This is a genomic window from Roseateles sp., from assembly GCF_047654785.1.
Lineage (GTDB): Bacteria > Pseudomonadota > Gammaproteobacteria > Burkholderiales > Burkholderiaceae_C > Pelomonas.
The window spans coordinates 139,807-162,888 of record NZ_JASGKQ010000001.1 but is presented as its reverse complement, the minus strand read 5'-3'; the positions used below and the strand labels follow the sequence as shown (position 1 = coordinate 162,888).

22 protein-coding genes and 1 riboswitch are annotated in these 23,082 nt (G+C 71.9%); of the genes, 13 read left to right on the top strand and 9 right to left on the bottom strand.

The window, feature by feature from the left end; translation table 11 throughout:
* Positions 1-32: 32 nt before the first annotated feature.
* From htpX to def, 3 genes are all read right to left on the bottom strand, one after another.
* The gene (gene htpX, locus QM788_RS00790; RefSeq protein ID WP_415659583.1) at positions 33-887 is read right to left on the bottom strand and encodes a zinc metalloprotease HtpX; all 855 of its coding nucleotides are present in this window, start codon (positions 885-887) and stop codon (positions 33-35) included.
* 66 nt (positions 888-953) lie between these two features.
* Entirely contained in the window at positions 954-1,889 is a 936-nt protein-coding gene (fmt, locus tag QM788_RS00785; RefSeq protein WP_415659582.1) for a methionyl-tRNA formyltransferase, read from the bottom strand.
* An 11-nt stretch (positions 1,890-1,900) separates the two neighbouring features.
* A complete protein-coding gene (def, locus tag QM788_RS00780; RefSeq protein ID WP_415659581.1) occupies positions 1,901-2,437 on the bottom strand; it encodes a peptide deformylase in 537 nt (178 codons plus the stop codon).
* Positions 2,438-2,560: 123 nt separating this feature from the next.
* Between def and QM788_RS00775 the strand changes: the two genes are divergently transcribed.
* The 3 genes from QM788_RS00775 to QM788_RS00765 all read left to right on the top strand — a co-directional run bounded on the left by QM788_RS00775 (position 2,561) and on the right by QM788_RS00765 (position 5,398).
* Positions 2,561-3,715 carry a LysM peptidoglycan-binding domain-containing protein gene (locus QM788_RS00775; protein WP_415659580.1) on the top strand — a complete coding sequence of 385 codons (1,155 nt, stop codon included), beginning with the start codon at positions 2,561-2,563 and terminating at the stop codon, positions 3,713-3,715.
* A gap of 66 nt (positions 3,716-3,781) precedes the next feature.
* Complete coding sequence (gene dprA / locus QM788_RS00770) at positions 3,782-4,879, top strand: DNA-processing protein DprA (protein ID WP_415659579.1); 1,098 nt, start codon at positions 3,782-3,784, stop codon at positions 4,877-4,879.
* 66 nt (positions 4,880-4,945) lie between these two features.
* Complete coding sequence (locus QM788_RS00765) at positions 4,946-5,398, top strand: DUF494 family protein (protein WP_415659578.1); 453 nt, start codon at positions 4,946-4,948, stop codon at positions 5,396-5,398.
* Between the two features lie 24 nt (positions 5,399-5,422).
* Here the strand turns inward: QM788_RS00765 and QM788_RS00760 are convergent, their stop codons facing one another.
* From QM788_RS00760 to yajC, 4 genes are read right to left on the bottom strand one after another with little or no spacing between them, the layout of a single operon-like run.
* The gene (locus QM788_RS00760) at positions 5,423-7,912 is read right to left on the bottom strand and encodes a DUF1631 family protein (RefSeq protein WP_415659577.1); all 2,490 of its coding nucleotides are present in this window, start codon (positions 7,910-7,912) and stop codon (positions 5,423-5,425) included.
* Between the two features lie 59 nt (positions 7,913-7,971).
* Entirely contained in the window at positions 7,972-9,006 is a 1,035-nt protein-coding gene (secF, locus tag QM788_RS00755) for a protein translocase subunit SecF (protein ID WP_415659576.1), read from the bottom strand.
* Between the two features lie 12 nt (positions 9,007-9,018).
* The gene (secD, locus tag QM788_RS00750) at positions 9,019-10,905 is read right to left on the bottom strand and encodes a protein translocase subunit SecD (protein ID WP_415659575.1); all 1,887 of its coding nucleotides are present in this window, start codon (positions 10,903-10,905) and stop codon (positions 9,019-9,021) included.
* A 43-nt stretch (positions 10,906-10,948) separates the two neighbouring features.
* Positions 10,949-11,272 carry a preprotein translocase subunit YajC gene (gene yajC / locus QM788_RS00745; RefSeq protein ID WP_415659574.1) on the bottom strand — a complete coding sequence of 108 codons (324 nt, stop codon included), beginning with the start codon at positions 11,270-11,272 and terminating at the stop codon, positions 10,949-10,951.
* Positions 11,273-11,413: 141 nt separating this feature from the next.
* Here yajC and QM788_RS00740 point away from each other — a divergent pair, with 141 nt between their 5' ends.
* Positions 11,414-12,505, top strand: a complete 1,092-nt coding sequence (locus tag QM788_RS00740; RefSeq protein WP_415659573.1) for a DNA glycosylase AlkZ-like family protein — start codon at positions 11,414-11,416, stop codon at positions 12,503-12,505.
* 68 nt (positions 12,506-12,573) lie between these two features.
* Positions 12,574-13,725 carry a polyphosphate kinase 2 gene (gene ppk2, locus QM788_RS00735; protein ID WP_415659572.1) on the top strand — a complete coding sequence of 384 codons (1,152 nt, stop codon included), beginning with the start codon at positions 12,574-12,576 and terminating at the stop codon, positions 13,723-13,725.
* A gap of 22 nt (positions 13,726-13,747) precedes the next feature.
* Here ppk2 and QM788_RS00730 read toward each other — a convergent pair whose 3' ends face one another.
* The gene (locus QM788_RS00730; protein WP_415659571.1) at positions 13,748-14,749 is read right to left on the bottom strand and encodes an aldo/keto reductase; all 1,002 of its coding nucleotides are present in this window, start codon (positions 14,747-14,749) and stop codon (positions 13,748-13,750) included.
* 158 nt (positions 14,750-14,907) lie between these two features.
* Here QM788_RS00730 and QM788_RS00725 point away from each other — a divergent pair, with 158 nt between their 5' ends.
* Positions 14,908-15,867, top strand: a complete 960-nt coding sequence (locus tag QM788_RS00725) for an AraC family transcriptional regulator (protein ID WP_415659570.1) — start codon at positions 14,908-14,910, stop codon at positions 15,865-15,867.
* Between the two features lie 75 nt (positions 15,868-15,942).
* On the opposite strand, the gene QM788_RS00720 is transcribed toward QM788_RS00725, so the two are convergent.
* Positions 15,943-16,830, bottom strand: a complete 888-nt coding sequence (locus tag QM788_RS00720) for a hypothetical protein (RefSeq protein ID WP_415659569.1) — start codon at positions 16,828-16,830, stop codon at positions 15,943-15,945.
* 118 nt (positions 16,831-16,948) lie between these two features.
* Positions 16,949-17,027, top strand: a riboswitch (S-adenosyl-L-homocysteine riboswitch).
* 75 nt (positions 17,028-17,102) lie between these two features.
* Here QM788_RS00720 and ahcY point away from each other — a divergent pair.
* From ahcY to QM788_RS00685, 7 genes are all read left to right on the top strand, one after another.
* The gene (ahcY, locus tag QM788_RS00715; protein WP_415659568.1) at positions 17,103-18,515 is read left to right on the top strand and encodes an adenosylhomocysteinase; all 1,413 of its coding nucleotides are present in this window, start codon (positions 17,103-17,105) and stop codon (positions 18,513-18,515) included.
* A 53-nt stretch (positions 18,516-18,568) separates the two neighbouring features.
* On the top strand, positions 18,569-18,883 hold the full coding sequence (locus QM788_RS00710; protein ID WP_415659567.1) for a FitA-like ribbon-helix-helix domain-containing protein: 315 nt from the start codon (positions 18,569-18,571) through the stop codon (positions 18,881-18,883).
* Positions 18,880-19,305: a type II toxin-antitoxin system VapC family toxin gene (locus QM788_RS00705; RefSeq protein ID WP_415659566.1), complete on the top strand. Its 426-nt coding sequence runs from the start codon at positions 18,880-18,882 to the stop codon at positions 19,303-19,305. The genes QM788_RS00710 and QM788_RS00705 overlap by 4 nt, the downstream gene beginning before the upstream one ends.
* The gene (locus QM788_RS00700; protein ID WP_415659565.1) at positions 19,295-20,041 is read left to right on the top strand and encodes a TlyA family RNA methyltransferase; all 747 of its coding nucleotides are present in this window, start codon (positions 19,295-19,297) and stop codon (positions 20,039-20,041) included. The genes QM788_RS00705 and QM788_RS00700 overlap by 11 nt, the downstream gene beginning before the upstream one ends.
* Positions 20,038-20,871: a methylenetetrahydrofolate reductase [NAD(P)H] gene (metF, locus tag QM788_RS00695; RefSeq protein ID WP_415659564.1), complete on the top strand. Its 834-nt coding sequence runs from the start codon at positions 20,038-20,040 to the stop codon at positions 20,869-20,871. The genes QM788_RS00700 and metF overlap by 4 nt, the downstream gene beginning before the upstream one ends.
* A 202-nt stretch (positions 20,872-21,073) precedes the next feature.
* Positions 21,074-22,123 carry a choice-of-anchor A family protein gene (locus tag QM788_RS00690; protein ID WP_415659563.1) on the top strand — a complete coding sequence of 350 codons (1,050 nt, stop codon included), beginning with the start codon at positions 21,074-21,076 and terminating at the stop codon, positions 22,121-22,123.
* Positions 22,124-22,456: 333 nt separating this feature from the next.
* A complete protein-coding gene (locus QM788_RS00685; protein WP_415659562.1) occupies positions 22,457-23,062 on the top strand; it encodes an OmpW/AlkL family protein in 606 nt (201 codons plus the stop codon).
* The last annotated feature ends 20 nt before the right edge of the window (positions 23,063-23,082 follow it).

Genomic DNA, 23,082 nt, shown 5'->3' with positions numbered 1-23,082 from the left:
TCAGGTATCGGCCGCCGCGGCGCGAACTTGAATCAGCCTTGGGCGCCGCGGGCCATCGCCATCAGGCGGGCGACCCGCTCTTCCGTGGACGGATGGGTGGAGAACAGCCCGCGCAGCCCGCCGCCGGACAGCGGGTTCATGATCATCATCTGCGCCGTCTCGGGGTGGGCCTCGGCCGGCGCCATCGGGATGCCCTGCGCGTAGCGGTGGATCTTGTCCAGCGCCGACGCGAGCGCGGCCGGGTCGCCGGAGATCTCGGCGCCGCCGCGGTCGGCCTCGAATTCGCGCGCGCGGCTGATGGCCATCTGGATCAACCCGGCCGCCAGCGGGGCCAGCATGGCCACGGCGATGCCGGCGATCGGGTTCGCGGGCCGGCCGTGCTCGTCGCGCCCGCCGAAGAACGCGGCGAAGTTGGCCAGCATGGAGATCGCGCCGGCCATGGTCGCGCTGATGGTGCTGATCAGGATGTCGCGGTGCGCCACGTGGGCCAGCTCATGGGCCATGACGCCGCGCAGCTCGCGCTCGGACAGCACGCGCAGGATGCCGGTGGTGGCGGCCACGGCCGCGTGCTCGGGGTTGCGGCCGGTGGCGAAGGCGTTGGGCGCGGCCTCGTCGATCAGGTAGACGCGCGGCATCGGCAGCTTGGCGCGTGCGCTGAGCTCCCGCACCATGCCGTAGAACTGCGGCGCGGACGAGGCGTCCACCTCGCGGGCGTTGTACATCTTCAGCACCAGCTTGTCGGAGAACCAGTAGCTGTAGAAGTTCATGCCGACGGCCACCAGCAGCGCCACCATCATGCCGCTGCGGCCGCCGATCATGCCGCCGACGGCCATGAACAGCGCCGTGATGGCGGCCATCAGGATGGCGGTCTTCACGAGGTTGAACATGGCAGCGGTCTCCGGTAGGGGCTGGGATGGGCGACGACGGGCAGATGGTGCCACGTCCGCCGGATTTCAAGTCGGGTCGAAGCGCTCGCCCACCGCCACAGGCCGCGCCTGCAGGAAGGCCGCCGCGGGGCCGCGCTTGCCGCCCGCGCGCTGCAGCTCGGTGAGCCTCAGCGCGCCCTCGCCGCAGGCGACGACCGGCCCCGGCGCGATGACCTCGCCCGGCGCGCCGCGGCCGTCGGCGATCTCGGCGCGCCAGACCTTCACGGCCTCGCCCGCCAGCGTCGCCACGCCGCCCGGGAAGGGATCGAACGCGCGCAGGCGGCGCTCGATCTCGGCGGCCGGCCGCGTCCAGTCGATGGCGCTCTCGGCCTTGTCGATCTTGTGGGCGTAGCTGACGCCCTCGGCCGGCTGCGGCGTGCGCGCCAGCGCCGGCGCCCGCAGCGCCTGGACGATCAGCCGCCCGCCCAGCGCGGCCAGCCGGTCGTGCAGCGTGGCCGTCGTGTCGCCGGCACCGATGGGCTCGCGGCCGGTGAGCAGCATGTCGCCGGTGTCCAGCCCGGCGTCCATCTGCATGATGGTGATGCCGGTCTCGGCGTCGCCGGCCTCGATGGCGCGGTGGATGGGCGCGGCGCCGCGCCAGCGCGGCAGCAGCGAGGCGTGGATGTTGAGGCAGCCGCGCCGGGGCAGGTCCAGCACCCACTGCGGCAGGATCAGGCCGTAGGCGGCCACGACCATCACGTCGGCGTCGGCCGCCTGCAGCGCCGCGCGCGCGGCGGCCGCGTCGGCGGCGTACCTGCCGTCGAGCTTCAGCCCCTGCGGCTGCGCGACGGCCAGGCCCGCCGCGGCGGCGCGCTGCTTGACGGCCGAGGCTTGCAGCTTCAAGCCGCGCCCGGCCGGGCGGTCGGGCTGGGTCAGCACCAGCGGTACGGTGAAGCCGGCGGCCAGCAGCGCGTCCAGCGCGACGGCGGCGAACTCGGGCGTTCCGGCGAAGACGACTCTCATCGCGCGGGCCGTCACAGCCGCTGGCTGCGCTTCTTGGCCTCGGCCTCCTCCTCGCGCGTCTTCTTGATCATCTTGGTCTTGATGCGGTCGCGCTTGAGCGGGCTGAGGTATTCGACGAACACCTTGCCCATCAGGTGGTCCATCTCGTGCTGCACGCACACGGCCAGCAGGCCGTCGGCGTCGAACTCGTAGACCTCGCCGTCGCGGTTGGTGGCGCGCACGGTCACCTCGGCATGGCGCGGCACCTTGTCGTAGATCTGCGGAACGGACAGGCAGCCCTCCTCGCCCTCGACCATGCGCTCGCTCGTGCGCACCAGCTCGGGGTTGATCAGCACACGCGGCGTGTCGCGCTCCTGCGAGGTGTCGATGACGATGACGCGCTCGTGCACGTCCACCTGCGTGGCGGCCAGGCCCACGCCGTCGGCGGCGTACATGGTGTCGAGCATGTCGTCGACGAGCTGGCGGATGCGCGCGTCCACGGCCGCCACGGGCTGGGCGACCGTGTGCAGGCGCGGGTCGGGAAAGCGGAGGATGGGGAGTCGGGCCATGGGATGGGGCCGGCGGCTGCGGGGCGCGGTTCGCGCGCACTGGTGCACAGCCGGCCGGATTGAATGCGGGCAGAATGGCCCGGATTTTCGCCGATCCGGCAATCCCCTCGGAGACCGCGCCCGATGCCCGCTGCCCGCCCCGCCCACTTCCCGCTCCTCGCGGCCTGCCTCGCCCTGGCCACGGGCACGGCCTGGGCGCAGGCCGGCACCCTGCCCGTCACGCCGCAGCAGCGCCACGTGGCCGAGCAGGTCGCCAGCGCCGGCGTGCCGCTGTCCGAGCTGGCGCCCGACGCGCCGGACCAGCACGTCGTCGTGCCCGGCGACACGCTGTGGGACATCTCGCGGCTGTTCCTGAAGAGCCCGTGGCGCTGGCCCGAGCTGTGGGGCATGAACCGCGATCAGGTCCGCAACCCGCACCTGATCTACCCCGGCCAGGTGCTGGTGCTGGTCAAGGGCGACGGCCGCGCGCGGCTGCAGCTGGGCCAGCGCGTCGGCGCGGACGGCACCGTCAGGCTGAGCCCGCAGATGCGCGTGTCGCCGCTGGACGGCAACCCCATCCCGACCATCCCGCTGCACCTGATCCAGCCCTTCCTGACCGACGCGGTCGTCTTCGACACCGACGTGCTGGCCCACGCGCCGCGCATCGTCGCCGCGCAGGAGGGCCACGTCATCCTGGGCCGGGGCGACCTGGCCTATGCGCGCGGCGACTTCGGCGGCGCGACGGACTTCCGCATCTTCCGCACCGCGCGGCCGCTGCGCGACCCGGCCACCCAGGAAATCCTGGGCTACGAGGCGCCCTATGTCGGCACGGCCGACCTGCTGCGCCCCGCCGAGAGCCGCCCGCGTGCCGACGGCAAGGCCGAGGCCGTGCCGGCCACGCTGACGATCAAGCAGGCCCGGCAGGAAGTCGGCATCGGCGACCGCCTGGCCCCGGCGCCGCAGCGCAACCTCGAACGCTATGTGCCGCACGCGCCCGAGCAGCCGCTGGCGGGTCAGATCGCGGCCGTCTACGGCGAGGCGCTGAACGCGGGGCAGAACCAGATCGTGGCGCTGAACCGCGGCCGGCGCGACGGCGTGGAGCGCGGCCACGTGTTCGCGCTGTGGCGCCACGGCGAGGCCGCCGTCGACCGCACCGGCGACCGGCCCGAGGCCATCAAGCTGCCCGACGAGCGCCACGGCGTGCTGTTCGTCTTCGAGGTCTACGAGCGCGTGTCCTATGCGCTGATCATCTCGGTGAAGGAGCCCGTCAAGGCGGGCGACCGGTTCACCCAGCCCTGAAGATGCAGCCCCCCGTCCAGCCGCGCGGCGCTGAACGCGCGCGCACCCGGCCCGGTGGCGGCTGACATGCTCGCCGCGTCCGAGCTGGCCGCCTGGCTGCGGCTGACCGAAAGCGTCGGCCCCGGCGCCGCTCGGCGGCTGCTGGCGATGGCGGGCAGCCCGGAGGCGGTGTTCCAGCTGCCCGCCGCCGCGCTGGAGCAGGCGCTGCCGCCCCGGCAGCGCGAGGCCTTCGCCACGCCGCCGGACCATCTCGCCACGCTGACCGCCCACGCCGAGGCCTGGCTGGCCGAGCCGGGCCACGCCCTGCTGGCGCTGGGCGACCCCGACTACCCACCCCGCCTGCTCGCCACCGCCGACCCGCCGCTGCTGCTGTGGCTGCAGGGCCGCCGCGAGCTGCTGGCGTCGCCGTCGCTGGCCATCGTCGGCAGCCGCAACCCGACCGCACAGGGCGCCGACAACGCCCGCGCCTTCGCCCGCGCGCTGGCCCGGGCCGGCTACACCATCGTCTCCGGCCTGGCGCTGGGCGTGGATGCGGCCGCCCACGAGGGCGCGCTGGACGCCACCGGCGCCACCATCGCCGTCGTCGGCACCGGGCTGGACCAGGTCTACCCGCGCCGCAACGAAGCGCTCGCGGCCCGCCTGCTGGCGGCCGGCGGCCTGATCGTCAGCGACTACGCGCTGGGCATGCCGGTGCTGCCTGCCAACTTCCCCAGGCGCAACCGCATCATCGCCGGGCTGGCCCAGGGCTGCCTGGTCGTGGAGGCCGCCGTCCAGTCGGGCTCGCTGATCACGGCCCGGCTGGCGGCCGAGGCCGGGCGCGAGGTGTTCGCCATCCCGGGCTCCATCCACTCGCCGCAGGCGCGCGGCTGCCATGCGCTGATCCGCCAGGGCGCCAAGCTGGTCGAATCGGCCGAGGACGTGCTGGAGGAACTGCCGCCGCCCGGCGCCACCCCGGCGGCCGCGCTGACCGCCCCCGAAGAAACGCCGCACGAGCAGCAGGCGCTGCTGGACGCGATGGGCCACGACCCGGTCAGCCTGGACGCGCTGATGGCCCGCTGCGGCTGGCCGGCCGCCGAGCTGAGCGCAGCGCTGCTGGCGCTGGAGCTGGACGGCGAGGTGGCCCGCCTGGCCGGCCAGCTGTTCCAGCGCCGCAAGCGGGGTTGAAGGGCCGATCCCCGGGGTTATTCGCGGCCGGGGCGGCGCGGGCGCTGGGCTATCATCCCCCGCACGATGTTCGATGTCCTGGTTTATCTCTACGAGACCTACTGGCGCCCGGACGCCTGCCCCGACCATGCGCAGCTCGCGCGCAAGCTGACGGCGGTGGGCTTCGAGAACGACGAGATCCAGGAAGCGCTGTCCTGGCTGGACGGGCTGGCCGCGGCCGGCGCCGCCTGCCAGGCCGAGCAGAGCGCCCACGCGATGCGCGTCTACGCCGCCGCCGAGGTGGAGCACCTGGGCGAGGCGTCGATCGGCTTCATCAGCTTCCTGGAATCGGCCGGCGTGCTGCCCGGGCCGATGCGCGAGATGGTCATCGACCGCGCCATGGCCATCGGCGGCAACCCGATGGACCTGGAAGACCTGAAGATCATCGTGCTGATGGTGTTCTGGAGCCTGGGCGAGGAGCCCGACGCGCTGATCCTCGACGAACTCTTCGTCGCGCCGGAAGACCGGCTGATCCACTGAACGAGGGCGCCGCTGGCGCCCTTGTCAATTCAGCAGTTGCTGCGGATCGGCGTCCAGCTTGGCCAGCGCCTGGCGCGTGGCCTGCACGGTCAGCGATTCGTCCTGCGCCGGCAGCAGCAGGCCGGCCTGCAGGAAGGCGGCCATGCGGTTCAGCGAGAACAGCACGCCGCGGCCCTGCGGCGTGACGAACAGCGCCAGCTGCTTGCGCAGGCCGCGCCAGGCGAGCTGCGCCTGCTCGTTGCGGCCGCGGTAGTCCAGCATGAACCAGCCGCCCACCTGCAGCTCGCGCGCCCAGGCGACCATGGCCGGCGTCGGCGCGGAGCCGCCTTCGGCGACGACTTCCATGCCCTCGGACTCGTGGCCGGACAGGTCGCGCACCAGCATCTCGTCGACATGGCTGTCGCCGTCGGCGGCGTCGGGCAGCAGGGCCTCCAGCGTTTCCAGCTGGTCCATCAGCGCGTCCAGGCGCTCGCGCGGGATGGCGGCCGTCTTGGCCGTGAAGGCCGCCGCCAGCGCGTTGTTGAGCTGGCGCACATGCTCGTCCTGTTTCTCCAAGCCCAGGCCGGCGTGGCTCATGCCGTCGCGCAGCGTCTTCAGCAGCGGCGGCAGGCGGCGGATGACCTCGGCGCGCTCCTCGCGCGAGGCCTTGGCGCTGGCGCTCCAGATCAGGTCGGCCGCGGCGCGCTTCATGGCCTTGGTGATGTCGGACTGCGCGCCCGAGCGCACGGCGGTGACGGCCAGCACGTCGGCCCAGACCTGGAACAGGAAGGCGCGCACGCCGTCCTGCACCGGCACCTCGGACAGCATCTTGCGCAGCTCGATGGTGTACTGGATGGCCAGCGTCTCGCGCTGCTCGACCTGCTGGGCCAGCGACACGCCGCGCTTGGAGGCCTGGTTCTCGTTCTGGAAATAGTTGTCGAGGAACTTCTCGAACTCGGCCAGCACGGTGGCGAACACGCGCCGGCCGGTGTCGGGGTAGGCCTCGACGACCTGGACGACGCGCTTGATCTCGCGCTCCAGCGCGTCGCCGCTGGCGCGCTCGGCGCCGGGGCCGCTGGGCTGGGCGGCGTTGAAGCCCATCACGCAGGCGCCCATGCGGTCGATGAGGCGGCGCGCCGGGTGGTCGGCGGCGGCGAAGAAGTCGGGCTCGCTGACGGCCACGCGCAGCACCGGCATCTGCAGCCGCGCGAACCAGACGCGCACCGTGGCCGGGATGCGCTCCTCGGTCAGGATGCTCTGGAACATCATCGCCACGATCTCGATGGTGGCGCGCTCGGCCGGCGTGCTGGCGGCCTGCTTGAGCACCTGCTTGAAGGCCTGGCTGCGCGCGCCGATCTCCTCGAGCTGGCGCGGCGCGCTGGGGTCGGCGGCTGCATCGCCGCGCGCTGGGGCCGGCGGCCGGCGCTGCAGCGATTCCTGCGCATGCCGGATCGCGCCCATCAGCCGGGGCGAGACCACGGCGCCGCCGGCCGGCGGCGCGGCGGCCAGCGAGGGCTTGCCGGCGCCGCTCCCCGGGGCGCCGCCGCCGCCCATGCCACCACCGTCCACACCGCCGCCGGCCGCGGGGCCGCCGCCGTCACCGCCAACGCCGCCGTCACCCGGGCCGGGCCGGGCCGGGCCGCGGGCGACCGGGAAGCCCGGCACATGGCGGGCCAGCACGCGCTGCAGCTGCGCCATGACCTCGTCGGCCTGCGAACTCGCCTTGCTGCGCGGGCCGGGCGGCAGCGCGCCGCCGCCGGCCGGGACGGCGGTCAGCGGCGCCAGGCCCGATACGGCGGGCGGCGGGGCGGGAGAAGGCGGCGGCGGGACCGGCGCGGCCGCGCCGACGGCGGCGGCCGTCGCCGCCGCTGCGGCCTGCGCGGTGCGGCGGATGAAGGGGCGCAGGTCGACCTCGGGCAGCACCTTCTGGTCGATCAGCCAGCGGTTGGCCTCGTGGTAGGCCTCGCTGAGCAGCTGCGCGAATTCCTCGTGCAGCTCGTGGTGCAGCAGCTGCCAGACTTCGGCGTCCAGGCCCACGCGGTGCCAGGCGTCCAGCGCGATGCGGGCGACGACGTGGGCGCGCAGCAGGTCCAGCGGCGCCAGGTCGTCCTGGGCCTCCAGCGCCTGCATGCGGGTGCGCAGGTCGGTGAACTCCCAGGTGGCGCGGTCCATCATGACCAGCGCCAGCCGCGAGCTGGTGATCTCGCGCTCGATGGTGGAGTCGTCCACCAGGCTCATCTTGCGGGCCGGCGGCGCCCCGGCGGCGTCCTGCTCGCGGGAGTGGTCGGCGACACCGTGGACCGCCGCGTGGCGCAGCGCGCCGGCCACGGCCTGCTGCCAGTCGGGGCCGAGCTTCTGCCAGGCCTGCACCGCGTCGCGCCGCGCCAGCATCACGGTGCTCGGCGCGGCCAGCGAGAGCAGCTGCGCCGCGCCCTGGCCGACGGCGGCGCCCAGCGGCGCCAGGCCGCGGACCAGGGCCTCCAGGTAGACGCGCCGCGCCTGGGCGGCCAGGGCCGGGTTGCGGGCGGCGGTCATGCGGGCGTCATGGCGGCGTGGAGGGGACTGCGCGTCCGGGGCGGGAGGCCGAAGTCACTCTACACGACGGCCCCGGCGTTCGGGTCGTTCGGGTCGTCGCGGTTCACGGGCGCTTTCACCAAGTCTTCACGCTTGACGCCCAGCCACATGGCCAGGGCCGCGGCCACGAACACCGAGGAGTAGATGCCGAACAGGATGCCGATGGTCAGCGCGACGGCGAAGTAGTGCAGCGTCGGGCCGCCGAACAGCAGCATCGACAGCACCACCAGCTGCGTGGAGCCGTGGGTGATGATGGTGCGGCTCATCGTCGAGGTGATCGCGTGGTCGATGACCTCGCGGGTGTTGAGCTTGCGGTATTTGCGGAAGGCCTCGCGCACCCGGTCGAAGATGACGACGGACTCGTTCACCGAGTAGCCCAGCACCGCCAGGATGGCCGCCAGCACCGCCAGCGAGAACTCCCACTGGAAGAAGGCGAAGAAGCCCAGGATGATGACCACGTCGTGCAGGTTGGCGATGATGCCGGCCACGCCGAACTTCCACTCGAAGCGGATCGCCAGGTAGATGACGATGCCGACCACGGTGAACAGCAGCGCCTTGGCGGCGTCCGCGGCCAGTTCTTCGCCGACCGCCGGGCCGACGACCTCGGAGCGCGACAGCTTGATCGGCTCGCTGCCGTCGGCCTTGGCGCAGACCTGCTTGTCCACCTGCTCGCCCTGGGGCGTGACCTGCTGGTGGTGGCTGACCGTGCCGGCCTCGGCCTTGCACAGCGCGGCGAACACGCCGTCGACGACCTCGGTCTGCTTCTCGCCCGGGCGCACCGGCAGGCGGATCATCACGTCGCGCGAGGAGCCGAAGTTCTGCACCTGGATCTCGCCGTAGCCCATCTGCTCGACGGTGTGGCGGGTCTTGGCGACGTCGGCCGCCTGCGGGTAGGCCACCTCGACGACGGTGCCGCCGGTGAACTCGATGGAGAAGTGCAGTCCGCGCGTGACCAGGAAGAACACGGCCACCGCGAAGGTGAGGAAGGAGATCGCGTTGAAGACCAACGCGTGCTTCATGAACGGGATGTCCCGTTTGATGCGGAAGAGTTCCATGGCGGATGTTCCTTAGGCCGCGGGCGTGTCGGGCGAGCCGGGGGCGTCCGGCGCGGGCTTCCACACCTGGCCGATGGACAGGGACTTGAGCTTCTTGCGGCGGCCGTACCAGAGGTTCACGAGGCCGCGCGAGAACACGACGGACGAGAACATGGAGGTCAGGATGCCCAGGCAGTGGACGACGGCGAAGCCCTTGATCGGGCCGGAGCCGAACACCAGCAGCGCCAGGCCCGCGATCAGCGTCGTCACGTTGGAGTCCAGGATGGTGGCGAACGCGCGCTCGTAGCCGGCGTGGATGGCCGCCTGCGGCGAGGCGCCGCCGCGCAGTTCCTCGCGGATGCGCTCGTTGATCAGCACGTTGGCGTCGATGGCCATGCCCAGCGCCAGCGCCATGGCGGCGATGCCGGGCAGGCTCAGCGTGGCCTGCATCATGGACAGCACCGCCATCAGCAGCAGCAGGTTGAAGCCCAGCGCCAGCGACGAGAACAGGCCGAACAGCATGTAGTACGCGCACATGAACACGGCCACGGCGACGAAGCCCCAGGTGACGCTGGCGATGCCCTTCTCGATGTTCTCCTTGCCCAGGCTCGGGCCGATGGTGCGCTCCTCGATGATCTCCATCGGCGCGGCCAGCGAGCCGGCGCGCAGCAGCAGCGCGGTGTCGGCGGCTTCCTGCGTGCTCATGGCACCGGTGATCTGGAAGCGGTTGCCCAGCTCGCTGTTGATGCGCGGCGCCGTGACGACCTCGCCCTTGCCCTTCTCGAAGATCAGGATCGCCATGCGCTTGCCGATGTTCTCGCGCGAGATCTCCTTCATGATCCGGGCGCCCTTGGCGTCCACGGTCAGCGCGACGGCGGGGTTGTGGTTCTCGTCGAAGGCGGACTGGGCGTCGTTCAGGCTGTCGCCGGTCAGGATGACCTGGCGCTTGACGATGATGGGGCCGAAGCCGCGGTCGATGAAGCGCTCGGTGCCGAAGGGCACGGGGCCGCTGCCGCTCAGCGCGGCCTGCGCCTCGGTGCTGTCGTCCACCATGCGCAGCTCCAGCGTCGCAGTGCGGCCGATGATGTCCTTGGCCTTGGCGGTGTCCTGCACGCCGGGCAGCTGCACGACGACGCGGTCCAGCCCCTGCTGCTGGATGACCGGCTCGGACACGCCCAGCTCGTTGACGCGGTTGTGCAGCGTCGTGATGTTCTGCTTGAGCGCCGCCTCCTGCGTGGCGACCTGCGCCTGCGGCGACAGGCTGCCGGCGAGCTGCAGCTCGCCGCCGTCGCCGCGCGGCGTCCAGACGATCTCGGGCATCTGCGCCCTCAGCAGCGCCAGCGCGGCGCTGCGCTGCTCGGCGTCGCGGAAGGCCACCAGCACCGAGTTGCCGTCGCGGCTGATGCCGGCGTGGCGGATGTTCTTCTCACGCAGCATGGAGCGCACGTCGCCCGTCAGCGCCTCGGCCTTCTTGGTCAGCGCGGCCTTCATGTCGACCTGCATCAGGAAGTGCACGCCGCCGCGCAGGTCCAGGCCCAGGTACATCGGGTTGGCGTGCAGCGCGGTCAGCCACTGCGGCGAACGCGACAGCAGGTTCAACGCGACGATGTAGGTCGGGTCGGCCGGGTCGGCGTTCAGCGCCTTGCTGATGACGTCCTTGGCCTTGAGCTGGGTGTCGGTGTCGGCGAAGCGGGCCTTGACGGACGCGCCGTCGAACTGCACGTAGTCCGCCTGGACGCCGGCCTCCCGCAGCGCCGCCTCGACGCGGCCCTGCAGCGCCGCGTCGGCCTTGACGGTGACCTTGGCGCTGGACACCTGCACCGCCGGCGCCTCGCCGAAGAAGTTGGGCAGGGTGTAGAGCGTGCCGATCAGCAGCCCGACGAGCAGGATCGCGTACTTCCAGAGCGGATAGCGGTTCATGGGCAAACTTCCTTGCCGGCGCCGGGCCGGCGGCTGTCTCGGATTACTTCAAGCTGCCCTTGGGGAGAACCTGGGTGATGGCGCTGCGCTGCAGCTGCAGCTCGACGCCCGTGGCCACCTCGACGTGGACGAAGCTGTCGCCCAGCTTGCTGACCTTGCCGACCACGCCGCCGGCGGTGACGACCTCGTCGCCCTTGGCGAGCGCCTCCAGCATGGCCTTGTGCTCCTTCTGGCGCTTCATCTGCGGCCGGATCATCACGAAATAGAGCACCACGAACATCAGCACCAGCGGCAGCATGCCGAGGAGGCCGGACTCGGGACTGGCGGCGGCCGGGGCGGCCTGGGCGTAGGCGTTGGAGATGAACACGTTGATTTCCTAGGGTGAAAACGCGGCCGCCGCCACGGCGCGTGGCGGCGGCTCGCAAAGCAACCGGCAATTCTAGTGCCGCGCCCATGCCCCGCCCCGGCCGGGCTGCTACCCTGCGCCGGCCCTGCCCGGAACCCGCCCATGCCCCCACGCATCGCCCTGGAATCCCTGCGCCGCCACGCCGTGGCGCGCAGCCTGTTCGCCCCGACCACGCTCATGCAGGCCGTCGAGCGGCTCGGCGGCTTCGTGCAGGCCGACCCGCTGCGCGCCCCGGCCCGCGCGCAGGACCTGACGCTGCGCCACCGCGTCAAGGGCTACCGGGCCGGCGACCTGGAGCGCCGCTACCCGCGCCTGCCGCTGCAGGAGGACTTCTTCATCAACTACGGCTTCGTCACGCCCGCGCTGCGCGCGCTGATGCACCCGCGCACGGCGCGCCACGCCTGGGACGCGCCGCGCCAGCGGCTGGCCGACGCGGTGCTGGCCGAGGTGGCCCGGCTGGGCGAGGCCCACCCGGCGGACGTGGATGCCGCGCTCGGCCAAGGGGCGGTGAAGAACTGGTTCGGCGGCAACAGCCGGCTGTCCACCGAGCTGCTGGACGGCCTGCACTTCCGCGGCCGGCTGGACGTGGTGCGGCGCGACAGCGGCACCCGCGTCTACCGGCTGGCGCCGCACTGGCAGGCCCACCCCGACCCGCAGGCCGCCATGGACGCGCTGGCCGACGCGCTGGTGCAGAAGTACGCGCCGCTGCCGGCCGGCAGCCTGGCCCAGCTGGTCGGCATGCTGGCCGGCGGCGCGGCGCAGTGGCGCGAGCTGCGCCGCGCCACGCTGGCGCGCGCCAAGGCGCGCCTGGCCCACGCCCACGTGGACGGCACGGACTGGTACTGGCCGGCCGGCGAGGACCCGGCGCGCGGCTGGCGCGTCCCCGGCCAGGTGCGGCTGCTGGCGCCCTTCGACCCGGTGGTGTGGGACCGCCGCCGCTTCGAGCTGCTGTGGGGCTGGGCCTACCGCTTCGAGGCCTACACGCCCGCGGCCCAGCGCGTGCGCGGCCACTATGCGCTGCCGCTGCTGTGGCGCGACCGGGTCATCGGCTGGGCCAATGCCGGCGTCAAGGCCGGCCGGCTGCAGGTGGACTGCGGCTACGTGGCCGGCAGCGCGCCGCGCGAGGCGGCCTTCAAGATGGCGCTGGACGAGGAGATTGCCCGCCTGGCGGCCTTCCTGGGCGCCACGGCTTGACGCGGATCAAACCGCATCCGCGGGCCGGCGCGCAGCATGGCGGGCTCCGCATCCACGACGCAGCCCCCATGCCCAAGCCGCCGCCCAAGCCCGACACCCGCCGCCCGCCCGCCCGGCGCACCGCCGCCGGCGACACGCCGCCCCGGCTGGACGCCGCCAGCCTGGAGCGGCACCGCGTCGGCCGCGCGACGACGCGCCAGCAGGTGGTGGGCAGCGAGACCCTGGCCGAGCTGCTGCGCCGCCACCACCAGCAGGAAAGCCATCCCGAGGTGCTGGCCGGCGAGCTGGCGACGCTGCTGGACGGCAGCTCGCCCGACGAGCGGCGCCACCTGCGGCGCGCGCTGCGCCAGCACGAGGAGGCCGTCGCGCCGCCCGACACGGTGGACGCCGACGGCGAGCTCAGCCCCCACTGGCGCCAGGGCGGCTACCCCTACCGCAACCTGCTCTCGCGCCGGTCCTACGAGCGCCAGAAGTACCGGCTGCAGGTGGAGCTGCTGAAGCTGCAGGCCTGGGTCAAGGAGACCGGCGCGCGCGTCGTCATCCTGTTCGAGGGGCGGGACGCGGCCGGCAAGGGCGGCGCGATCAAGCGCTTCATGGAGCACCTCAACCCGCGCGGCGCACGCGTCGTCGCGCTGGAGAAGCCCAGCGAGGTCGAGCGCGGCCAGTGGTATTTCCAGCGCTACGTGAACCACCTGCCGACGCGCGGCGAGATCGTGCTGTTCGACCGCAGCTGGTACAACCGCGCCGGCGTCGAGCGGGTGATGGGCTTCTGCAGCGAGGCCGAGTACCAGGAGTTCCTGCGCCAGACGCCGGAGTTCGAGCGCCAGCTGGTGCGCTCGGGCATCCATCTGTTCAAGTTCTGGTTCTCGGTCAGCCGCGACGAGCAGCGCCGCCGCTTCAAGGAACGCAAGCTGCACCCGCTCAAGCAGTGGAAGCTCAGCCCCATCGACCTGGCCTCGCTCGACAAGTGGGACGACTACACGCGGGCCAAGGAAGCCATGTTCCTGCACTGCGACACCTCGGACGCGCCCTGGACCGTCATCAAGAGCGACTGCAAGAAGCGCGCGCGCCTGAACGCGATGCGCTTCGTGCTGAACCGGCTACCCTACCCGGAGCGCCGGCCGGAGCACATCGGCTCGGTGGACCCGCTGATCGTCGGGCGGCCGGCGCTGGTGTCCGTAGCGGGCGACGACTTGCTGGCGTCCAGCGGCGCGGGCTGACGCCCCGCGCACGCCCGAGGGGTCAGGCGTTCACCGCAGTCATCTGCGCCGCCGGGTAGCGTGTGCCTGCCACGGCGTGCCGGCCGAGCAGCGCGGCGATGCCGTCCTGCTGCGCCGCCGCCAGCGTGATGTGCGCGGCGGCTGCGTTCTCATCGATCCGCGCGGCACTGCGCGTGCCGGGAATGGGCACGATGTCGTCACCTTGCGCCAGCAGCCAGGCCAGTGCCAGCTGCGCCGGCGTGTGGCCCCAGTCACGGGCCAGCATGGACAGCGCATCGGCCAGCGCCAAGTTGCGGGCCATGTTCTCGCCCTGGAAGCGCGGATGGATGCGACGGCGGTCATCGGCGGCCAGTTGCTCGACCGAGCGGATCGCGCCGGTCAGGAAGCCACGGCCCAGCGGGCTGTACGGCACCAACGCGATGCCCAACTCGCGGCAGGTCGGCAGCACCTCGGCTTCGACGTCGCGGCTCCACAGCGAGTACTCGGTCTGCACCGCAGCGATGGGATGCACCGCGTGCGCGCGGCGGAGGGTGGCGGCCGAGGCTTCGGACAGGCCCAGGTGCCCGACTTTGCCGGCCTTCACCAGCTCGGCCATCGCGCCCACGGTGTCCTCGATGGGCGTGTCCGGGTCGACGCGATGCTGGTAGTACAGGTCGATGTGGTCCACGCCCAGGCGCTGCAGGCTCGCGTCGCAGGCCGCGCGCACATGGGCCGGGCTGCCGTCGATGCGGAGCACCGTGCCGTCCGGCGCACGCACATGCCCGAACTTGGTCGCCAGCACGACCTCTTCACGGCGCCCGGCCAGCAGCGGCGCCAGCAGGCGCTCGTTGGCACCAGCGCCGTACATGTCGGCGGTGTCAAGGAAGTTGATTCCGATGTCCAGCGCATGGTTCAGCACGGCGAGCGACCGCGCGTCGTCGGCCGGGCCGTAGAACTCGGACATGCCCATGCAACCCAGCCCGAGGGCGGACACGGTGGGGCCTTGGGCGCCGAGGCGGCGGCGGGGAAGTGGGGCGGGCGTCATCAGGGAGCTCCTTGAAAGGGATCGTCAACGGAAGGTCCGCAGCTTAGGAACCGCCTCCCCGCCCTGCCCAGCACAAAGCTGGCGCATGCTTGCCCAATCCTCCGAGGCATGCCGCCCGAGCCCGCACGGTTGAGCCGGGTGTTTGCACAATCGCCCGCATGCCTTTCGACGACGACCTGACGGCGCTGCGCGAACGCACCGTCGCGCTGGCCCTGGCCCATGCCCCCGGCGACGGCGTGCACGCCACCCCCCTCCCCTGGCTGCGGCTGATCCGCGCCAGCGCTCCGGCCCTGCCCGTACCCACCGTCTACGAGCCCGGCCTGGTGCTGGTGCTGCAGGGCCGCAAGCGGGCGCAGTTGGGCGACCGCATGCTGCAGTACGACGCGATGCAATGCCTGCTCGTGCCCATGACCATGCTGCCGCGCGGCCAGGTGCTGGAGGCTCGCCCCGACAAGCCCTACCTGTGCCTGCGCCTGAGCTGCGAGCCGCTGGCGCTGACCGAACTGCTGCTGGACGGCGACGGCCCGGCCGAAGGCGCCGATGCCGGCCTGCACGTCGCCCCGGTCACCGCCCCGCTGCTGGACGCCGCGCTGCGCCTCCTGCAACTGCTGGACCATCCGCAGGATCTGAAGGCGCTGGCGCCGCTGGTGCAGCGCGAGATCCTGTACCGCGTCATGGCCGGCCCGCTGTGCTCGCAGCTGCGTGCGCTGGCGCGGGGCGACGGCGTGGTGCGCCGGTTGAACCGGGTCATCGAGCAGCTGACGTGCCGCTTCGCCGAGCCGCTGTCCATCGACGAACTGGCCGGCCTGGCGCACATGAGCCCGTCAACGCTGCACCTGCGCTTCAAGCAGTTGACCGCACTGTCGCCGCTGCAGTTCCAGAAGAACCTGCGGCTGCAGCAGGCCCGCAAGCTGATGCTGGGCGACGGGCTGGACGCGGCAAGTGCCGCGCATCGCGTGGGCTACGAAAGCCCGTCGCAGTTCAGCCGCGAATACCGCCGACTTTTTGGCACGCCACCGCAACAGGACATCGCGCTGCTGCGTGCCGCCCCCCCGTGGGGCCCGTCTAGAGCGCGCAGCCCGACCCGGAACGCCGGCCGGAGCACATCGGCTCGGTGAACCCGCTGATCGTCGGACGGCCGGCGCTCGTGTCCGTCGCGGGCGACGATTTGCTGGCGTCCAGCAACGGCTGAGTCACCTGCGGCGCAGCCAGGGCAGGACCAGCAGCCCAGCGGCCAGCAGCGCGGCCGAACCGGGCTCCGGCACGGGGGCTGCCTGGTAGCCGGCCGCGAAGTCGAAGCCGGTGTCGGGGCTGAGCGCCGAGAACTCGGTGACCGGGGCACCGCCCACCGTGACGCTGGTGATGCCGCCCCAGGCGAAGGTGTCGCCCAGGTCCATGGTGCCGGACGAGAAGCCGCCCGGGCCGAAGTTCATGAAGATGTTGTTCTCGACGCCCAGGTTCATCGAGATGCCGTTGGCCGCGCCGATGACGGCGTAGAAGCCCACGGACTTCTCGCCCAAGCTGCTGTGGTTGGAGCAGGCGTCGCAGCTGACGTAGTTCGACTCGAAGCCCGACCAGGCATAGCCGCTGAGGCTGCTGCCCACCGTCAGGTCCGCCCACCAGCGCTGGGCATAGCGGTACTCGCCCTCCCCCTCGTGCTGCATGACGGCGCCGTCGATCCGCACCGTCGCCGTCACCCAGGCCACGGTGCCGGCGCCGTAGCCCGCCGCCTGCAGGATGAAGCTGTCCCCGAACGCGGCGCTGGCGGAGCTGCCCGTGTTGACGCCGCCGCTGTAGTTTTCCGGGTTCACCGCCCGCCCGGTCGCAAAGGCGTGCAGGGCGCCGGCTTCGGCCGACGCGGCGGCATGGGTCGAACCGCTCTGCCCGTAGGCGGCGAGCGTGGCCCGCGAGTCCGTCGCGACCGGGCTGGCGCCGCTGTCGGCGCGCGGATCGCCCAGCCGCTGATTGAGGATGCTCAACTCCACCCCCGCGTTGCTGTTGGCCTGGAATTGCGCCGCCTGCGCCGATGGCGTCACCGCCCCACCAAACACGAGCGCCAGCACGGCCATCTTTGCGTTCATGGATTTCTCCTTCGGGGCGTTGAACTGCGCGGCATGATGTCACGCACACCGCGCCTCAACCACCCCCGAACCTGAAGGCCCGGCTCGGGCCGCGGCAGCGCCCCGCCTAGAATGCGGGGCTTCCGAGGAGCGTTGCGACCTCAGCACCCTTGAGGCCAGGCTCGGAACCCATCCCCCCGCAACCGCGCTCACCCGCTGGCCGACCGTGCCTGGGTGAGGACTCATCCCGCCCGTGCCATGCCCAGCGGCCCCGTTCGCCTGAAGGAGCCCGCATGACCGCACCCGCCCACATCGTCAAGGACCTGTCGCTGGCCGACTGGGGCCGCAAGGAAATCGCCATCGCCGAGCACGAGATGCCGGCGCTGATGGCCATCCGCAAGGAATACGCCGCCAGCCAGCCGCTGAAGGGCGCGCGCGTGGCCGGCTCGCTGCACATGACGATCCAGACGGCCGTGCTGGTCGAGACGCTGCAGGCGCTCGGCGCGCAGGTGCGCTGGGCCTCGTGCAACATCTTCTCGACCCAGGACCACGCCGCCGCCGCGCTGGCCGCCGTCGGCACGCCGGTGTTCGCCTACAAGGGCGAGACGCTGGAGGACTACTGGGACTACACGCACCGCATCTTCGAATTCGCCGGCAAGGGCCAAGCGGGCGAAGGCCCCAACATGATCCTGGACGACGGCGGCGACGCGACGCTGCTGATGCACCTGGGCCAGAAGGCCGAGAAGGACGCGTCGGTGCTCGACCACCCGGGCAGCGAGGAGGAGCGCGTGCTGTTCGCGGCCATCCGCAAGAAGCTCGCCGAGGACGCCGGCTGGTACACGCGCAAGAGCGCCGAGATCATCGGCGTGACCGAGGAAACCACCACGGGCGTGCACCGGCTGAAGGAAATGTCCGCCAAGGGCACGCTGCTGTTCCGCGCGATCAACGTCAACGATTCCGTCACCAAGAGCAAGTTCGACAACCTCTACGGCTGCCGCGAGAGCCTGGTGGACGGCATCAAGCGCGCCACCGACGTGATGGTGGCCGGCAAGATCGCCGTCGTGGCCGGCTACGGCGACGTGGGCAAGGGCTCGGCCCAGGCGCTGCGCGCGCTGTCGGCCCAGGTCTGGGTGACCGAGATCGACCCCATCTGCGCGCTGCAGGCGGCGATGGAGGGCTACCGCGTCGTGACGATGGAATACGCCGCCGACAAGGCCGACATCTTCGTGACGACCACCGGCAACAAGAGCGTCATCCGCCACGAGCACATGGCGGCGATGAAGAACAACGCCATCGTCTGCAACATCGGCCACTTCGACAACGAGATCGACGTCGCCTCGCTGGAGGGCTATCGCTGGGAGGAGATCAAGCCGCAGGTGGACCACGTGATCTTCCCGGACGGCAAGCGCATCATCCTGCTCGCCAAGGGCCGCCTCGTGAACCTGGGCTGCGGCACCGGCCACCCGAGCTACGTGATGAGCAGCAGCTTCGCCAACCAGACCATCGCGCAGATCGAGCTGTTCGCGCACCGGGACGCCTACGACATCGGCAAGGTCTACGTGCTGCCCAAGCACCTGGACGAGAAGGTCGCCCGGCTGCAGCTGACGACGCTGAACGCCCAGCTCACCGAGCTGACCGACGAGCAGGCCGCCTATATCGGCGTGCCCAAGGCCGGCCCGTACAAGCCGGACAGCTATCGCTATTGAGATGGCGCCAGATCGACTCCAAAATGGAGCCGATCGATTGCCAAGGAGCCTCCATGAGCGTGAACCTGTCCATCAAATCCGTGCCCGACGAGTGGGCGGAGCGCCTGCGCCTGCGCGCCGAGCGCAACCACCGCTCGCTGCAGGGCGAGCTGATGGCGCTGGTGGAGCGGGCGGTGCTTGAAGCGGGGCACGAGGCGCCGCCGGCCCGCGCCGAGGCCGCAGCCGCCGCGGCACAGGGCGGCCTCGGCATCGAGGACATCAGCCGCCGCGTCAGCGCGCGCTATGCGGCGCTGCCCGCCCGGCCTGCCGACATCCCGAGCGGCGCCGACATCGTGCGGCAGATGCGCGACAGCCGCCACGGCCGATGATCTACGTCGCCGAGCCCTCACCCCTGTACCGGGTCCGGCCGCCGCTGGTGGTGGACTGCAGCCTGCTGGCGGCCGTGCTGTTCGACGAGCCCGAGCGGGCCCAGGCCGAGCAGCGCATGGCCGGCCACGCGCTGCACGCGCCGACGCTGCTGCGCCACGAGCTCGCCCAGGTGGCGCTGACCAAGGTGCGGCGCGGCGAACCCGCCGTCGCCGCGCTGGAGGGGCTACGCGACTACCAGATGCAGGCCATCGCGCACCACGACACCGACGCGGTCGGGCAGTTCGAGCTGGGCCAGCGCTACGGCCTGTCGGCCTACGACGCCGCCTACCTGTGGCTCGCCATCCAGCTGCGCGCGCCGCTGGCCACCTTCGACCGCAAGCTCGGCGACGCCGCGCAGGCCCATTTCGACGATGCGCGCTGACCAGCTCCTCGTCGCCCAGGGCCTGGCGCCGACGCGCTCGGCCGCGCAGCGGCTCATCCAGAACGGCGCCGCCGAATGGGCCGCGCCCGGCGGCTGGGCCGCGCTGAAGAAGGCCGGCGAGGACCTGCCCGAGACGGCGCAGCTGCGCATCACCGACGACGCCGAGCTGCGCTACGTGTCGCGCGGCGGACTCAAGCTCGAAGGCGCGCTCAGGCGTACCGGCCTGGACGTGGCCGGCCACACCGCGCTGGACGTGGGCCAGAGCACCGGCGGCTTCACGGACTGCCTGCTGGCGCACGGCGCGCGCCGCGTCGTCGGCGTGGACGTGGGCCACGCGCAGCTGCACCCGAAGCTGCGCGCCGACGCGCGCGTGACCGCGCTGGAAGGCCTGCACGTGCGCGAACTGGGCGCGCTGCGCCCGCACGCGCCGACCGGCGGCTTCACGCTCATCGTCGGCGACCTCAGCTTCATCTCCATGGTCGGCAGCCTGCCGCAACTGCTGCCCTGGCTCGAAGTCCACGGCCACCTGCTCGTGCTCGTCAAGCCGCAGTTCGAACTGGGGCCGCACGCGCTGGGCAAGGGCGGGCTGGTCAAGGACGAGGCCGGCTTTCCCGCGCTGGAAGCCCGCGTGCGCCTGGCCTGCACGGCCCTCGGGCTCAAGGTGCTGGACTACTTCGACAGCCCCATCACCGGCGGTGATGGCAACCGCGAATTCTTTCTACATGCGTCCCGATGAGCACTCCCGTCTCGTTTGAATTCTTCCCCCCCAACACGCCGGTCGGCGTCGACAAGCTCAAGGCCGTCGTGCAGGAGCTGGGCACGCTGCGGCCGCAGTACTTCAGCGTCACCTACGGCGCGGGCGGCTCCACGCGCGACAAGACGCTGGCCGCCGTGATGGACATCGCCGGCGCCGGCTTCGAGGCCGCGCCGCACCTGTCCTGCGTCGGCTCCACGCGCGAGAACATCGCCGAGATCCTGGCCACCTACCGCGAGCGCGGCATCCGCCGCGTCGTCGCGCTGCGCGGCGACCTGCCCAGCGGCACCGCGACGGCCGGCGAGTTCCGCTATGCGTCCGAGCTGGTCGGCTTCGTCCGGGAGACGCAAGGGCCGGACTGGCGCATCGAGGTCGCCGCCTACCCCGAGGTCCACCCGCAGCAGCGCTATGCGGCGCGCGACCTGCAGCACTTCGCCGACAAGATGCGCGCCGGCGCCGACGGCGCGATCACGCAGTTCTTCTTCAACGCCGACGCCTATTTCCATTTCGTCGACGAGGCGCGCCGGCTCGGCGTCACCCAGCCCATCGTGCCGGGCATCATGCCCTTCCACAACTATGGCCGCATCGCCCAGTTCGCGCAGCGCGACGGCATCGAGATCCCGCGCTGGGTGCAGATGAAGATGGAAGGCTTCATGGACGACAGCGCCGCCATCCGCGCCTTCGGCCTGGACGTCGTCACGAAGCTCTGCGAGCGGCTGATCGCCGGCGGCGCGCCGGCCATCCACTTCTACACGCTCAACCAGTCCGGGCTGGCGCTGGAGCTGTGCCGGCGGCTCGGGCTGGGCCGCTGAAGCACAGCGCGCAAGGCGCCATCCGGGGGCGCACGCGCACCGCGGCGGGGAGTTTCCGACCCACTTGGAGGCGACCCGGCGGCAGGTGTTGCAAAGTGCCCACCGCCTCCCCCGCGACTGCGGGGCGCCCCCCAGCCAGGGGTGGCTTGCGGCCCAGTAGAGTCCCGCTCCATCCCCAGTCAGCCAAGAAAAAAGGACCTCCATGCACCCTGTTCGCCGCACTCCCGTCGCCCGCCTGCTGGCCACCGCCCTGCTCTCGCTCGCCGGCCTCGGCGCCCAAGCGCAGTCGCTCACCGCCACGCAGATCATCCAGAACTTCAACGTCGTCACGCTGGGCGACTTCGTCATGGCCGGCGGCCCCGACCACGTCGAAGGCCTGACCTTCGTCGGCGGCAACCTGACCGGCCCGGCCGGCCAGTGGGAATACGGCGAGCCCAACCAGCACAACGCCGCCGGCTACGCCGGTTTCGCCGGCCTGACCGTGCTGGGCGACGCCAGCAAGGTGCGCGTCAAGGGCGGCGCCACCGTGCTCGGCAACTTCAGCAATTCCGAAGTCCAGGGCGGCACCGCCGTCGCCGGCACCTTCACCAACGTGAACGTCAACGGTGGCGGCGTCGCCCACGGCCTGAGCAGCGCCGTCGGCCAGCAAGCGGCCAGCACGGCCCAGGCCACCGACTTCAGCGCCGTGCTGCATGGCGCGTCCGACGCCTACAAGGCACTGGGCGCCACGGGCAGCACGGTGACCAACAACGGCTTCGGCAAGCTGACCTTCACGGCCGTCGCCGGCAACGACGGCGTCGCGGTGTTCGACCTGGCCGGCCTGTCGGCCGCGCTGACCTCGGCCACCGAGTTCGACTTCGTCCTCGGCGCCGGCGTGAACTCCGTGGTGCTGAACAGCGACCTGACCACCGGCTCGCTGGGCGCCAACTTCCTGGGCGGCAGCGCCGTCAACCTGGGCAGCAAGCTGCTCTGGAACTTCTACGACGCGAGCCAGATCACCTTCAACGCGCAGTTCGGCGGCTCCATCCTGGCGCCCGACGCGGCCATCAGCAACCCGGGCGGCGCCTCCAACCTGGAAGGCGGCGTGTTCGTCAAGAGCCTGACGCAGCTCAGCGAAATCCACCAGAACGGCTACGTGGGCGGCGTGCCGGCCATCCCGGCCGTGCCGGAACCCGAAAGCTGGCTGATGCTGGCCGCAGGCCTGCTGGCCGTCGGCGGCCACCGCCGTCTTCGCCAGCGCAAGGCGGCCTGAACGGCGCCCTGACCGGGCACTTCACCAAGGGGCGCGTCAGCGCCCCTTTCTTTTTGGCCCTTCGCGCATTGCGCGTTCGTGGCGTTGGGCGGGGCGCAGGAGGGCGGGTGGCCCTGATGCTCCGTGTCCCGGCGCCCAACCCGCCCCCCTGGAGAAGCAGCCAACGTTGCGCAAACGCCGCACTCTCCACGCGCCGGCCTTGATGCAGCGCAAGCCGGCGCATCGGCCGCCGCACCGCACGGCGCGCCCTTGTGCCGCGTCAAACCCGCCGCGCGCCCGGCGGCGTGCAATGCCTCCATCGGGACCCCGTCCCATTTCCCTGGAGCCCATTGCATGAAATCCATCCAAGCCGCCGTCCTGCTGGCCGCCGCAGCCGCCCTGCAACCCGCCCTCGCCGACGAAGGCCCGCTGCTCGTGCGCGTGCGCGCCGTGAACCTGGATTCCGCCAACAAGGACAGCACCGGCCTGGGCCTGTCGATCAACGACAAGACCATCCCCGAGGTCGACATCAGCTACTTCTTCGCGCCCAACCTCGCGGCCGAGCTGATCCTGACCTACCCGCAGAAGCACAAGCTCTATTCGGGCAGCACCGAGATCGGCTCGCTCAAGCACCTGCCGCCCACGCTGACGCTGCAGTACCACTTCAACCCCGCCGGCAGCGTGCGGCCCTACGTGGGCGCGGGCGTGAACTACACGAACTTCTCGTCCGTGCGCTTCGCGCCCGCCGTGCAGGCGGCGCTGGAGCCCAGCATCAAGCACAGCAGCTGGGGCGGCGCGGTGCAGGCCGGCGTGGACGTGGCGATCGGCCAGGGCCTGTACCTGAACTTCGACGTGAAGAAGGTCCAGCTCGGCACCACCGTCTATGCCAAGGGCGCCGCAGCCGGCAAGTTCAAGGTCAACCCGACGCTGGCCAGCGTGGGCCTCGGCTGGCGCTTCTGATCATGTAAATGCCTGCTTTA